This is a genomic window from Pseudomonas syringae group sp. 26L6, from assembly GCF_032587815.1.
GTDB lineage: Bacteria > Pseudomonadota > Gammaproteobacteria > Pseudomonadales > Pseudomonadaceae > Aquipseudomonas > Aquipseudomonas amygdali.
On record NZ_JAWHPJ010000018.1, the window covers coordinates 78,448 to 92,482 of the forward strand.

Genomic DNA, 14,035 nt, shown 5'->3' on the forward strand with positions numbered 1-14,035 from the left:
CACATGACTGTTATTCCCTGGCGAAAACTTCATGCCCCAGCCCCGCCCTTACAAAGTTGCTCTGAACGGTTACGGCCGTATTGGTCGTTGTGTTGTTCGCGCGCTGTGCGAGCGGGGGGCCAAGGCCGGGTTTGAAGTGGTTGCCATCAATGATCTGGCCGACATGGCCAGTCTCGAATACCTCACGCGCTTTGACTCCACACACGGCCGGTTTCCCGGCGAAGTGCGGGTCGAGGGGCAATACCTGCATATCAATGATCACCGCATCAAGGTCCTGCGCAGCGCGACACCGGAAGGTATCGACTGGGCCGGGCTGGAGGTCGATCTTGTGCTCGAGTGTTCCGGTGTCTACAACACTCGCGAAGACGGCCAGCGCTTTCTGAATGCGGGTGCGCCGAGGGTGCTGTTCTCTCAGCCGATGGCCAGCGAGCGGGATGTCGACGCCACTGTCGTGTTCGGTGTCAACCAGCAGAAGCTGACTGGCCGGGAATTACTGGTCTCCGCAGCATCGTGTACCACCAATTGCAGTGTGCCGCTGCTGCGTCTGCTGGATCAGGCCATCGGCCTTGAGTACATCACCATCACGACCATCCATTCGGCAATGAATGATCAGCCGGTGATCGACGCCTATCACCACGAAGATCTGCGCCGTACCCGCTCGGCGTTTCAGTCGATCATTCCGGTGTCCACCGGTCTGGCGCGCGGAATCGAGCGGCTGCTTCCGGAACTTGCCGGCCGAATTCAGGCCAAAGCTGTTCGTGTTCCGACCGTCAATGTGTCTTGCCTGGACATTACGCTGCAAATGTCGCGAGACACCGACGCTGTCGAGATCAACCGTATTTTGCGTGAGGCCGCCACCAGCGGCCCGCTCAAGGGACTGCTGGCCTACACTGAGTTGCCGCACGCCAGCTGCGATTTCAACCATGACCCGCATTCGGCGATTGTCGATGCGAGTCAGACCCGCGTTTCCGGTCCCAGGCTGGTCAATCTGCTGGCCTGGTTCGATAACGAATGGGGTTTTGCCAACCGAATGCTCGACGTCGCCGATCACTTTCTGCGCGTCGCTGACCAATAACAGTAAAAAAACAGGAATGCTCATGACCGTCTTGAAGATGACCGACCTCGATCTGCAAGGTAAACGTGTACTGATCCGCGAAGACCTCAATGTCCCGGTAAAGGACGGCGTTGTCAGCAGTGATGCACGTATTCTTGCCTCGCTGCCGACCATCAGGCTGGCGTTGGAAAAAGGCGCGGCCGTCATGGTCTGCTCGCACCTGGGTCGTCCGACCGAGGGCGAGTTCTCTGCTGAAAACAGCCTCAAGCCGGTTGCCGAGTACCTGAGCAAGGCATTGGGTCGTGATGTTCCGCTGGTTGCCGATTATCTGAACGGCGTTGACGTCAAGGCCGGCGACGTCGTGCTGTTCGAGAACGTTCGCTTCAACAAGGGCGAGAAAAAGAACGCCGACGAGCTGGCACAGAAATATGCGGCCCTGTGCGACGTGTTCGTGATGGACGCTTTCGGTACCGCTCACCGTGCCGAGGGCTCGACCCACGGCGTTGCCAAATTCGCCAAAGTGGCAGCGGCAGGCCCGTTGCTGGCCGCCGAGCTTGAAGCGCTGGGCAAGGCCTTGGGCGCTCCGGCTCAGCCGATGACTGCCATCGTTGCCGGCTCCAAGGTGTCCACCAAGCTTGACGTACTCAACAGCCTGAGCGGCATCTGCAATCAGTTGATCGTCGGCGGCGGCATTGCCAATACCTTCCTGGCTGCAGCGGGTCACAAGGTCGGTAAATCGCTGTACGAACCTGACCTGCTCGACACCGCTCGCGCCATTGCCGCCAAGGTCAGCGTGCCATTGCCGACGGACGTGGTGGTTGCCAAGGAATTCGCCGAGAGCGCCACTGCAACCGTCAAGCTGATCGCTGACGTGGCCGACGACGACATGATTCTCGATATTGGCCCGCAAACTGCTGCGCATTTCGCCGAATTACTGAAATCTTCCGGGACTATCCTGTGGAACGGTCCAGTCGGCGTGTTTGAATTCGATCAGTTTGGTGAAGGCACCAAAACGCTGGCCAAGGCCATTGGCGAAAGCCAGGCGTTCTCCATCGCGGGCGGTGGCGACACACTGGCGGCCATCGACAAGTATGGTGTTGCAGAACAGATTTCCTACATTTCGACCGGTGGCGGTGCATTCCTCGAGTTCGTGGAAGGCAAGGTTCTGCCAGCGGTAGAAGTGCTCGAACAACGCGCCAAGGCTTGAATGAAAGCTTTGGACAAGGAGTGGTCAATGGTCAGGGCGTTACCGTGGTTTCTCATCGCAGGTTTGCTGGCCGGTTGCGCGGGCAAACCTGCGGTTGAAGAGGTGGAGAGCGACTCCTCGAGCCAACCGCTCCAGTTAAGCTGTTATCAGGCGGGCTGGCAGGCCGAAACGGTGCCGGTCATCTACAAGCGTGGCGGTCCGCAGGCATGGGATCGTTACGAGTTCATGCCCAGAACAGGCAATGTAGGATGTTTGTGAGCCAGGTCTGAAATCCGTTTGGCAACATTGACGGGCTTGGGCGGTCTTTAAAGAGTGGATATTTTTCCGGCAAAGGAGTTTCGCCATGAAGATCGCTGCCCTGGCTCTGATGAGCTGCGTTGTATTGGCTGGTTGTACCGGTTCTGGCTCACATGCCAAGACCTGTCAGATATTCAGCCCGGCCTCTGTGAATGTGCCGACGACTGAAAACAGTCAACGGGTCGAGGCACATGTAACGGGTGAGCCGGCCGACGACCGTAAACAGGAACAGAACTGCCCCTGACAGTTGAGACGACCGGCATACACCGCGTTTCGCAGGGCAGCCAGGAGATGTAATGAGACGCGTGATTGCCCTTGGGGTTTTGGCAGTGCTCGGCGGTTGTTCGAGCCTGAGCACATCGCAGCACAATGACCCTTGGAACCGTTGGGTGTGTGACAGCAATGCAGAGGTCAACTGGCGCTACATCGATTCGGCCAAAAAGGAAGTCGATGTTCGTCTGAATCAAAGCGATCAGGTGTTCAGGCTCAAGGCTGAACCCGGCGCTGCCAGCGGAACGCTTTACAGCAACAATGTGTTGGCATTCGTCAACAAGGGTAGCGAGGGCCTGATCTATTGGGACGCTACCAACGATCTGATCGGTCGCGGCTGCAAGGCCAGATAAGTCGGATCTCGGGCACACACGCGCAGCCTTCGTGGCTGAGCTTATAACTTGAATGGCAGCCGCCACTACGGCAGGCTTGCTCGATTAACGACCCTACCGGGAGAGAGACAGACAATGGCACTTATCAGCATGCGCCAGATGTTGGACCACGCAGCCGAATTCGGCTACGGCGTTCCAGCTTTCAACGTAAACAACCTGGAACAGATGCGCGCCATTATGGAAGCGGCCGACAAGACCGACTCCCCGGTGATCGTCCAGGCTTCTGCCGGTGCCCGCAAATACGCCGGCGCGCCGTTTCTGCGTCACCTGATTCTCGCCGCGATCGAAGAATTTCCGCACATCCCGGTGGTTATGCACCAGGACCACGGCACCAGCCCTGACATCTGCCAGCGCTCGATCCAGCTGGGCTTCAGCTCGGTGATGATGGACGGCTCGCTGCGTGAAGACGGCAAGTCCCCAGCCGATTACGACTACAACGTCGACGTTACCCGTCGCGTAGTGTCCTTTGCTCACGCCTGCGGCGTTTCCGTGGAAGGTGAGCTGGGCGTGCTGGGTTCGCTGGAAACCGGTATGGCCGGTGAAGAAGATGGTGTTGGCGCGGAAGGCGTTCTGGACCACAGCCAGATGCTGACCGACCCTGAAGAAGCGGCTGACTTCGTCAAGCGCACTCAGGTCGATGCTCTGGCCATTGCCATTGGCACCAGCCACGGTGCGTACAAGTTCACCAAGCCGCCTACCGGTGACATCCTGGCGATCGAGCGCATCAAAGAGATCCACAAGCGCATCCCGAACACTCACCTGGTGATGCACGGTTCTTCGTCCGTTCCACAGGAATGGCTGAAAATCATCAACGAGTTCGGCGGCGACATCAAAGAAACCTACGGTGTGCCGGTCGAAGAAATCGTTGAAGGCATCAAGCACGGCGTGCGCAAGGTCAACATCGATACCGACCTGCGTCTTGCCTCTACCGGTGCCATCCGCGAATTCATGGCTAAAAACCCAAGCGAGTTCGACCCGCGCAAGTATCTGGCCAAAACCGTCTCGGCCATGCGTGACGTGTGCATCGCGCGCTACGAAGCCTTCGGCACCGCTGGCAACGCCTCGAAGATCAAACCGATCTCCCTGGACGCCATGTTCGAACGCTACGCGCGTGGCGAGCTGGATGCCAAGATCAACTGAGTTGATTGCGCATTGAAAAAACCCGCAGAAATGCGGGTTTTTTTATAGCGCTTCGAAATTGGCAGCGCGGCGCAGATTTGTGACGCAGAGCGTCACGACAGGCATTCCCACGCTGGAGCGTGAGGAACGATCGGCGTCCGGGAGAACACCTACAACTATCGTGCGACGCTCCGCGTCGCATGCCTTTCTGGACGCTCTGCGTCCTCTCTTGAAGTTGCTTAAACGCTCTTCATCAACCCCGCACACGCCGCCTTGTAAGCTTCGTGCTGATACTTGTTAAGCGTATCGGGCAGGGCGAAAGCGTGTTTCTTGTTCTGCGCATTAATGGTCTGCGGCGAGATCAGCGCTACATCGCAATCGGACATCAGTTGAAAGATGGTTTCGATCTTGAATGTGGTCGGGCCGCCGGCGAATTCGCCTTTCTTGCTGCGTTTTTTGATGGCGATGTGGCTGACGCCGTGTTCGCGTACGAAGCTGGCGAGCTGCGTAGCGAAAGCCTTGACGTTGGCAGGCTCTTCATCGTCCTCCAGCGCGATCTTTTTCGTGGCCAGCGGCAGATGAGCGAGCCCGCTGCTCTGCCGAGTGGCAAGGGCGAATATGGCTTCGCTGCCTTTGATTTCTACACCGCAAATAATCATGAGAAAACCTGATGAGCTCGTTCATATAAAGAAGCAGGTTATCTCATCGTAGACGTTATTCCTGTGCAATCGACTCCAGGTACTCCGAGCGCTCGTCGCTCATGCGCGCAATGCAGTCGTTTTCACTGATGGTGAATGCTTTGCTGCCTGCCGCAGAAGGGAAGACTTCAACGGCGCAATCTGCGTCACGCAGCTTCTCCCAGGCTTGCTGGGCGGTCTTGAGTTTGCTGGTAAAGTCGTTGAATTGCGTCTTGTTGGCAACGAACTGCGACTGAACACGCTTGAGCAGGTTGTTGAAGTTTTCCTTGAGCAATTCTTCTGCAGTCGTGCGGCTGTAAACCGAGCACTCCAGAGTCTGCTTGTCATCGTCAACACCGTCGCAAGGCGAGACATCCGGGTTCTGAGCAGCCTGTACGCCTGTCACAGCCGTTGCCATCAGGGCCAGGGTCAGCAAAAACGTTTTCATCGAGTCGCTCCGATCCATTGATACGCTGGATTCTGTCTCAAGCGCGAGACAATGAACAGGTTTACGACATCGTGGGGCGACACGCCGTCACCCTTTGTCGCATCTTGACGCTTTCGGCAAACCCCCTGTCGTTTTTGCACCCGGTTCACGCGACCCTCCGGCATATGCTGACCCCATTAGCGCCGACAGCCGATTCGGCGCGCCGGAATCAAAAAAGGGGACAGCCTGATGAGCCCAGCCGAATTGCACGCCGACAGCATCGTTATTGACGGGCTGATCATCGCCAAGTGGAACCGCGAGCTGTTTGAAGACATGCGCAAGGGCGGTCTGACCATGGCCAACTGCACGGTGTCGGTATGGGAAGGCTTCCAGGCCACTATCAACAGCATCTGCAGCAGCCAGAAACTGATGCGCGAAAACAGCGACCTGGTCATGCCGGTACACACTACCGCCGACATTCGCAAGGCCAAGGAACTGGGCAAGACCGGCATCCTCTTCGGCTTCCAGAATGCGCATGCCTATGAAGACCAGATCGGCTACGTCGAGATCTTCAAGCAACTGGGCGTCGGCATCGTGCAGATGTGCTACAACACCCAGAACCTGGTCGGCACCGGCTGCTACGAACGCGACGGCGGGCTGTCGGGTTTCGGTCGTGAGATCGTTGCTGAAATGAACCGTGTCGGGGTGATGTGCGACCTGTCCCACGTGGGTTCGAAAACCTCGGAAGAAGTCATTCTCGAATCGAAAAAGCCGGTCTGCTATTCCCACTGCCTGCCTTCAGGCCTCAAAGAGCATCCGCGCAACAAATCCGACGCTGAACTGAAGTTTATTGCCGACCACGGCGGCTTTGTGGGCGTGACCATGTTCGCGCCGTTTCTGGCCAAGGGCATCGATTCGACCATCGACGATTACGCCGAAGCCATCGAATACGTGATGAACATCGTGGGTGAAGATGCCATCGGCATTGGTACTGACTTTACCCAAGGGCACGGTCAGGACTTTTTTGAATACCTGACCCACGACAAGGGCTACGCCCGCCGTCTGACCAGCTTCGGCAAGATCATCAACCCGCTGGGCATCCGCACCGTGGGCGAGTTTCCCAATCTGACTGAAACATTGCTCAAGCGCGGTCATTCCGAGCGCGTGGTGCGCAAGATCATGGGCGAGAACTGGGTCAACGTACTGGCCGACGTCTGGGGCGAGTAATCCGCCAGCCACACCTTATCGAATTGAACCCCCGCGGCCTTTCGGGCGGTGGGTGTAACCCGAATCATCTGGAGTTTGACCCCATGGCTAAAATCGCCCCGCAACTGCCTATCGAAGTCGACAGCGAAACCGGCGTCTGGACCTCCGATGCGTTGCCGATGCTCTATGTGCCACGGCACTTTTTCGTCAACAACCACATGGGCATCGAAGAAGTGCTGGGTGCCGATGCCTACGCTGACATTCTCTACAAAGCCGGTTATAAGTCCGCTTGGCACTGGTGTGAAAAAGAAGCCGAATGCCACGGCCTGCAAGGTGTTGCCGTGTTCGAGCACTACATGAAGCGTCTGTCGCAACGCGGCTGGGGACTGTTCAAGATTCAGGACATCGATATCGAAAAAGGCACCGCCAGCGTGAAGCTTGAGCACTCCTGTTTCGTGTATGTCTACGGCAAGGTCGGACGCAAGGTCGACTACATGTTCACCGGCTGGTTTGCCGGGGCGATGGACCAGATACTCGCCGCCAGCGGCAGCTCGATCCGTACCGTAGCCGAGCAGGTTTACGGTGGCTCCGAAGAAGGTCACGACGACGGACTGTTTGTCGTCAAGCCGCTGTAAATCGAGGATCGCGTTATGGCTTTCGAAGCGATGTTCCAGCCGATCCAGATTGGCAAACTGACAATCCGTAACCGTGTGTTGAGTACCGCGCACGCTGAGGTTTATGCCACAGACGGCGGTATGACCACCGACCGGTATGTGAAGTACTACGAAGAGAAGGCCAAGGGCGGCATCGGTCTGGCCATCTGCGGCGGCTCATCAAGTGTCGCCATCGACAGCCCGCAAGGCTGGTGGAAATCGGTCAATCTGGCGACCGACAGAATCATCCCGCACTTCCAGAACCTCGCCGACGCCATGCACAAGCACGGCGCCAAGATCATGATCCAGATTACTCACATGGGCCGTCGCTCGCGCTGGGATGGTGATCACTGGCCGACCCTGATGTCGCCGTCAGGCATTCGCGAGCCGGTACACCGTGCGACTTGCAAGACCATTGAGCCGGAGGAGATCTGGCGAGTGATCGGCAACTACGCCAGCGCAGCGGCGCGTGCCAAGGCCGGTGGGCTGGACGGGGTCGAGTTGTCGGCGGTGCACCAGCACATGATCGACCAGTTCTGGAGCCCGCGGGTCAACAAGCGCACCGATGAATGGGGCGGCAGTTTCGAGAACCGCATGCGCTTTGGTCTTGAAGTTATCAAGGCGGTGCGCAAGGAGGTCGGCCCCGACTTTTGTGTGGGCCTGCGCATCTGTGGCGACGAGTTCCACCCCGATGGCCTCAGTCACGAAGACATGAAACAGATCGCCAAGTATTACGACGACACCGGCATGATCGATTTCATCGGCGTGGTGGGCTCGGGTTGCGACACCCACAACACCCTGGCCAACGTCATTCCAAACATGAGTTATCCACCGGAGCCGTTTTTGCACCTGGCGGCCGGGATCAAGGAAGTGGTCAAGGCCCCGGTGCTGCACGCGCAGAACATCAAGGACCCGAACCAGGCAACGCGAATTCTGGAAGGCGGCTATGTGGACATGGTCGGCATGACCCGCGCGCACATTGCCGACCCGCACCTGATCGCCAAGATCAAGATGGGCCAGATCGATCAGATCAAACAGTGCGTCGGTGCCAACTACTGCATCGACCGCCAGTATCAGGGGCTGGATGTGTTGTGCATCCAGAACGCTGCGACGTCCCGCGAATACATGGGCGTGCCGCACATCATCGAAAAGTCCACTGGGCCGAAACGCAAGGTCGTGGTAGTCGGTGCCGGTCCTGCCGGTATGGAAGCGGCTCGGGTATCTGCCGAGCGTGGCCATGACGTGACCCTGTTCGAGAAGAAGGAATTCATTGGCGGGCAGATCACTACCGCGTCCAAAGCACCGCAGCGCGACCAGATTGCCGGTATTACGCGCTGGTTCCAGCTGGAGCTGGCGCGCCTGAAAGTAGATTTGCGTCTAGGCGTTGCGGCCGATGCAGCAACCATCCTGGACCTGCGCCCAGACATCGTGGTGCTGGCGGTGGGCGGTCATCCGTTTCTGGAGCAGAACGAACACTGGGGCGCTGCCGAAGGGTTGGTGGTCAGCAGCTGGGACGTGCTGGATGGCAAAGTTGCGCCGGGCAAGAACGTGCTGGTCTACGACACCATCTGCGAGTTCACCGGCATGTCGGTAGCCGACTATCTGGCCGACAAGGGCAGCCAGGTCGAAATCGTCACCGATGACATCAAGCCGGGCGTGGCAATTGGCGGAACCTCGTTCCCGACCTACTACCGCAGCATGTACCCCAAGGAAGTGATCATGACCGGCGACATGATGCTGGAAAAGGTCTATCGCGAGGGCGACAAGCTGGTGGCGGTGCTGGAGAACGAATACACCGGTGCCAAGGAGGAGCGAGTTGTCGATCAAGTGGTGGTGGAGAACGGCGTGCGTCCGGACGAAGCGATTTATTACGCGCTCAAGGAAGGCTCGCGCAACAAGGGCCAGATCGACATCGATGCACTGTTCGCCATTCAGCCTCAGCCTTCATTGAGCCAGCCGGGCGACGGTTACCTGCTGTTCCGTATCGGCGACTGCGTGGCGCAGCGCAATACCCATGCAGCGATCTATGACGGCTTGCGCCTGTGCAAGGATTTTTGAGAACAGCTACAGGTTGCAAGCTTCAAGCTGCAAGTAGAAGCCTTTGCTCGGTGCTTTTTCTTGAAGCTTGCAGCTTGAGGCTTCCAGCTTAAAGCTTCCAGCTTAAAGCTTGCATCTTGAGGGCAACGTGATGCTAGATACTCTTCTTCCCATCCTGCTGTTCAGCGCCCTGGCCCTTGCGGCGCTGGGTGCGTGGCGGCGGGTGAGCATGTGGCGCAACGGACGGCCCTCGAAAGTCGACTTGCTCGGCGGGCTGCTGGCCATGCCCAAGCGCTACATGGTTGACCTGCACCACGTAGTCGCACGCGATAAATACATCGCCAACACCCATGTTGCCACTGCAGGCGGGGCGGTTGCCTCAATCGTGCTGGCGATTCTGGTGCACGGCTTCGGCCTGCATAACCGCGTTCTTGGCTACGCGCTATTGCTAATGACGGCGGTGATGTTTGTCGGCGCGGTATTTGTCTATAAGCGTCGTCTCAATCCGCCCGCGCGTTTGTCGAAAGGGCCTTGGATGCGCCTGCCGAAAAGCCTCATGGCGTTTTCAGCGAGCTTCTTTCTGGTCACGCTGCCGGTGGCGGGCATTCTTCCCGAGCATTTTGGTGGCTGGGTGCTGGTCGTTATCCTCGGGTTGGGCGTGTTGTGGGGCATCAGTGAACTGCTCTTCGGCATGACCTGGGGCGGGCCGATGAAACATGCTTTCGCCGGGGCGCTGCATCTGGCTTGGCACCGGCGAGCCGAGCGTTTTGCTGGGGGACGTTCCACGGGCCTGAAACCTTTGGACCTGAACGATCGAACCGCACCGCTTGGTGTGGAAAAACCTCAGGACTTCACCTGGAACCAACTGCTGGGCTTCGACGCCTGCGTGCAGTGCGGCAAGTGCGAAGCGGCCTGCCCGGCGTTTGCGGCAGGCCAGCCACTCAACCCGAAAAAGTTGATTCAGGACATGGTGGTCGGCCTTGCCGGTGGCACCGACGCAAAATTTGCGGGCAGTCCATATCCGTCGCTGGATGGCAAAGGCAAGCCGCTGGGCGAGCATGGCGGCAATCCGCATCAGCCCATCGTCAACGGGCTGGTGGACGCCGAAACGCTATGGTCCTGCACCACGTGCCGAGCCTGCGTCGAAGAGTGCCCAATGATGATCGAGCACGTCGATGCCATCGTCGACATGCGCCGTCACCTGACCCTCGAAAAGGGCGCGACGCCAAACAAGGGTGCCGAGGTGCTGGATAACCTGATCGCCACCGATAACCCCGGCGGTTTTGCACCGGGCGGGCGGATGAACTGGGCAGCGGATCTGAACCTGAGTCTGCTCAGCGAGAGAAAGAGCGTTGACGTGCTGTTCTGGGTCGGCGATGGCGCGTTCGACATGCGCAATCAGCGCACGCTGCGCGCCTTCGTCAAAGTGCTTAAAGCGGCCAGGATCGATTTCGCCGTGCTGGGCCTCGAAGAGCGCGACAGCGGTGACGTGGCGCGGCGTCTGGGTGATGAAGCGACCTTCCAGATGCTCGCCCGACGCAACATTCAGACCCTGGCCAATTACAGCTTCAAGCGTATCGTGACCTGCGACCCACACAGTTTTCATGTGCTGAAAAACGAATATGGCGCTTTTGGCGGTGACTATCAGGTGCAGCATCACAGCACCTTCATGGCTGAACTTGTGCGCAATGGCGCATTGAGTCTGGGCCAGCACAAAGGTGCCAGCGTGACCTATCACGACCCGTGTTACCTGGGCCGTTATAACGGCGAGTACGAGGCCCCTCGTGACGTGCTGCGTGCGCTGGGTATAGAAATCAGGGAAATGCAGCGCTCGGGCTTTCGTTCCCGCTGCTGTGGCGGTGGTGGCGGCGCGCCGATCACCGATATCCCCGGCAAACAGCGAATTCCCGACATGCGCATGGACGACATTCGTGAAACCGCTGCCGAGGTGGTAGCAGTCGGTTGTCCACAGTGCACGGCCATGCTTGAAGGCGTGGTTGAACCACGCCCGTTGATCAAGGATATCGCCGAGCTGGTGGCCGATGCGCTGATTGAAGAAGTTATCCCCAGCCCGTCTTTTGCCAGCAAACGTGAACCCGCGGAGGTGCACTGATGAGCGACATTATCCGCCGCGACCCTCGTGCCGAGTGGATCGCTCGCAATCGACTGCACCCGCTGCATGCGGCCATGCAGCCTGTGCAGAGCAGTTGGATGGGACCAAACGGTTTGCTGCGCAAGAACGTGCATGGCCTGGGTTTTATCGGTCCCAGCGGTATAAAGCGCATCGACCGTAGCGGCGCTCAGCAGGGTGGCGCGGTCAAGCGTTCGGCCGTCGCCGACGTGCAGTTGCCACTGCATACCATCGTCGAGCCAGCGTTCTATATCACGGTGGTGCCCGATATGGTCGGCGGCCGCCTGAGCAGCCACGATCGCGACTTGCTGGGGCTGGCGCGTCAGCTTGCCGGAGTTGAAGGTGCCGTGCTGGCAGTGGTGTTCGGCGAACACAAGGAAACTGCTTTCGACGTTGCTGGCGTGGATCGGTTATTGATTATCGACGGTGCCGGGTTCGACGGTTATTCACCGGAACAGCGCGTGCAGGGTTTGCGAGCTGTGGATAACCAGTTCACCCCGCGCCACTGGCTGCTGCCGGATAGCCGTAGCGGCGGTGGCGAACTGGGAAGACGTTTTGCCGCCAGCATCGGCGAGCGACCTGCAACGCGGGTCTGGCAGGTCAAGGACCAGCTGTGCATAAGTCGGGCAGGCGCGGGACGCGAAGACCTGGTTCGGCCTTTGGCCCGTCTGATTCTGGCCGCGGTGGAGTGCGCCGAACCGGTCAGCGAAACCCGCCACGAGGTAGTGCCGGTCGAGTTGTCCACAGGCGTCGCACGCAGCCTGCCGCGTATCGAAGACCTGGGAGCAGTTGCCGTCGATCCTGGCGTTATCCCCATGGCTGAAGCCGAATTCATTCTGTCTGGCGGCAATGGTGTCAAAGACTGGGACCTGTTTCATCAGGCCGCTTCGGCACTCGGGGCCACCGAAGGGGCGTCGCGGGTGGCGGTGGACGATGGTTTCATGGGCCGCGAGCGTCAGGTAGGCGCGAGTGGTACCTGGGTGACCGCAAGGGTGTATGTCGCCGTCGGTATTTCCGGGGCCATCCAGCATCTGCAGGGCATCGGCGCCTGTGACAAGGTCATTGCGATCAATCTGGATGCGGGGTGCGACATGGTCAAGCGCGCTGATCTATCGGTCATCGGCGAAAGCGCCGAAGTGCTCACGGCGTTGATAGCCGCAGTGCAAGCCTGGCGCAGCGGAGGTAAGCGTGATGCAGCCTGAAGTGTCTGTGGATAAGCATGCGGTACAGATCATCAGTCTGGTATCCATCGGAGCGCACCCGACATCAGGTCGTGCGCGCCGCGCCGAACAGGATGCGCGGGCCGTCGAGCTTGGTTTGCAGCTGACTGGGGATAACTTGCAGGTACTGCACGCCGGCAATGCCGAAGAACCGGCGCTGCGCGCTTACCTTGGCATGGGGCTCAACGAGCTACATGTGCTGGAGCAACCCGAGGGCGCCGATGCGCTGGTCGCGTTGACTGACTACCTCCGCGATTCTGCCGCACAGGTGGTGCTGGCCGGCAGTCAGGCTGAAACCGGTGAAGGGTCGGGCATGCTGCCTTTTTTGTTGGCTGAAAGGCTGGGCTGGCCACTGGTGACCGGTCTGGCTGAAGTCGAGTCGCTGAACAATGGTACCGCAGTGGTGTTGCAGGCTCTGCCTCGCGGCCAGCGTCGTCGGCTGAAGGTCCGCCTGCCGTTTCTGGCCACTGTGGATAACGCGGCTCCCAAACCTCGGCAGAGCGCGTTCGGGCCTGCACAGCGTGGCACGCTGGACACCGAAAGAGTTCAGGTCGTTGCCGATGAGTTATTGACCAACCAAGCGCTGCAGCCAGCCAGACCGCGGCCCAAACGCCTGAAAGTGATCAAGGCCAAGAGCGGCGCTGATCGCATGAAAGCCGCCACTGCCAAGGCCAGCGGCGGCGCAGGCCAAGTGCTGAAGGGGCTGCGCCCGGAAGAGGGCGCAGCCGCGATTCTGAAGCTGTTGATTGATGAGGGCGTCGTAAAGTAAGGCTATGGTCTTGTGCTGCCCTCTTTGATGGGCGGTTTGCCTTTCTGCTCGGAGAGAGGCCGGAAGCAGGCATAGGAAATACTCCCGTCCAGACCACCGCCATTACTGACCTCGACTTTTACATTCGCGTTTTCGTAACTGCGGTTGAAACTTGAAATGGTGATGGGGTAGTAAGATGGCTCGTTTGAACGTTACGCCTGTACGGCCTTGACCAATACTCTTTTCGGGAAGACTTACGCACAATCCCTGTGTGTGTGCCTGTGGATAATGTGTTCGTGAACGTCTGAAGGGCTTTTAGAACGTGGCTTTCGGAGTGGTGTTCAAAAAACGATCAATCTAACTCTTTATTTTTATTGCATTTTTTTGTGGATAAATGCGCACTGCCATCTGCCAGCCACTGGGTTTGCCCACAATCTCTGTGCGCGTGCTTGTGGACAAGTTGTTTGTGATTACCTGCAAGCCTTGTAAATAAAGGCTTTGGAGGTTTTGTATGAAAAATGATCAAAGCAGGGTTTTGCGTGCAGCGTTGGTTCATTCGGGTGGTTTTTCAGCCATTTTATACGTTGTCCACAGCAG

General features: G+C 58.5%; 14 protein-coding genes. 12 read left to right on the forward strand and 2 right to left on the reverse strand.

Annotated elements, in window-relative coordinates; genetic code table 11:
* Positions 1–31 precede the first annotated feature (31 nt).
* From epd to fba, 6 genes are all read left to right on the forward strand, one after another.
* Positions 32–1,075, forward strand: a complete 1,044-nt coding sequence (epd, locus tag RYA97_RS07990) for an erythrose-4-phosphate dehydrogenase (protein WP_002555695.1) — start codon at positions 32–34, stop codon at positions 1,073–1,075.
* Between the two features lie 22 nt (positions 1,076–1,097).
* Positions 1,098–2,261: a phosphoglycerate kinase gene (locus RYA97_RS07995; RefSeq protein ID WP_005746919.1), complete on the forward strand. Its 1,164-nt coding sequence runs from the start codon at positions 1,098–1,100 to the stop codon at positions 2,259–2,261.
* Positions 2,262–2,288: 27 nt separating this feature from the next.
* Positions 2,289–2,519: a hypothetical protein gene (locus tag RYA97_RS08000; protein ID WP_005746917.1), complete on the forward strand. Its 231-nt coding sequence runs from the start codon at positions 2,289–2,291 to the stop codon at positions 2,517–2,519.
* Positions 2,520–2,604: 85 nt separating this feature from the next.
* Positions 2,605–2,802, forward strand: coding sequence for a hypothetical protein (locus RYA97_RS08005; protein WP_004654900.1), 198 nt, complete (start codon positions 2,605–2,607; stop codon positions 2,800–2,802).
* 52 nt (positions 2,803–2,854) lie between these two features.
* The gene (locus RYA97_RS08010) at positions 2,855–3,181 is read left to right on the forward strand and encodes an MliC family protein (RefSeq protein WP_002555692.1); all 327 of its coding nucleotides are present in this window, start codon (positions 2,855–2,857) and stop codon (positions 3,179–3,181) included.
* A 114-nt stretch (positions 3,182–3,295) separates the two neighbouring features.
* Positions 3,296–4,360, forward strand: coding sequence for a class II fructose-bisphosphate aldolase (gene fba / locus RYA97_RS08015; RefSeq protein ID WP_004654897.1), 1,065 nt, complete (start codon positions 3,296–3,298; stop codon positions 4,358–4,360).
* A 218-nt stretch (positions 4,361–4,578) separates the two neighbouring features.
* Here the strand turns inward: fba and RYA97_RS08020 are convergent, their stop codons facing one another.
* Both RYA97_RS08020 and RYA97_RS08025 read right to left on the reverse strand, forming a co-directional pair.
* Complete coding sequence (locus RYA97_RS08020; RefSeq protein ID WP_002555669.1) at positions 4,579–4,998, reverse strand: DUF3010 family protein; 420 nt, start codon at positions 4,996–4,998, stop codon at positions 4,579–4,581.
* 55 nt (positions 4,999–5,053) lie between these two features.
* A complete protein-coding gene (locus tag RYA97_RS08025; RefSeq protein ID WP_002555668.1) occupies positions 5,054–5,464 on the reverse strand; it encodes a lysozyme inhibitor LprI family protein in 411 nt (136 codons plus the stop codon).
* A 228-nt stretch (positions 5,465–5,692) separates the two neighbouring features.
* Between RYA97_RS08025 and RYA97_RS08030 the strand changes: the two genes are divergently transcribed.
* From RYA97_RS08030 to RYA97_RS08055, 6 genes are all read left to right on the forward strand, one after another.
* A complete protein-coding gene (locus tag RYA97_RS08030; protein ID WP_002555667.1) occupies positions 5,693–6,670 on the forward strand; it encodes a dipeptidase in 978 nt (325 codons plus the stop codon).
* An 83-nt stretch (positions 6,671–6,753) separates the two neighbouring features.
* On the forward strand, positions 6,754–7,284 hold the full coding sequence (locus tag RYA97_RS08035; protein WP_005613912.1) for a DUF5943 domain-containing protein: 531 nt from the start codon (positions 6,754–6,756) through the stop codon (positions 7,282–7,284).
* A gap of 15 nt (positions 7,285–7,299) precedes the next feature.
* The gene (gene dgcA, locus RYA97_RS08040) at positions 7,300–9,360 is read left to right on the forward strand and encodes a dimethylglycine demethylation protein DgcA (protein ID WP_005746915.1); all 2,061 of its coding nucleotides are present in this window, start codon (positions 7,300–7,302) and stop codon (positions 9,358–9,360) included.
* Positions 9,361–9,490: 130 nt separating this feature from the next.
* Positions 9,491–11,452: a dimethylglycine demethylation protein DgcB gene (dgcB, locus tag RYA97_RS08045; RefSeq protein WP_005746914.1), complete on the forward strand. Its 1,962-nt coding sequence runs from the start codon at positions 9,491–9,493 to the stop codon at positions 11,450–11,452.
* Positions 11,452–12,672 (forward strand): electron transfer flavoprotein subunit alpha/FixB family protein, encoded by a 1,221-nt coding sequence (locus tag RYA97_RS08050; protein WP_005746913.1) that lies wholly within the window; start codon positions 11,452–11,454, stop codon positions 12,670–12,672. The genes dgcB and RYA97_RS08050 overlap by 1 nt, the downstream gene beginning before the upstream one ends.
* Entirely contained in the window at positions 12,662–13,459 is a 798-nt protein-coding gene (locus RYA97_RS08055; protein WP_005746912.1) for an electron transfer flavoprotein subunit beta, read from the forward strand. The genes RYA97_RS08050 and RYA97_RS08055 overlap by 11 nt, the downstream gene beginning before the upstream one ends.
* Positions 13,460–14,035 lie beyond the last annotated feature (576 nt).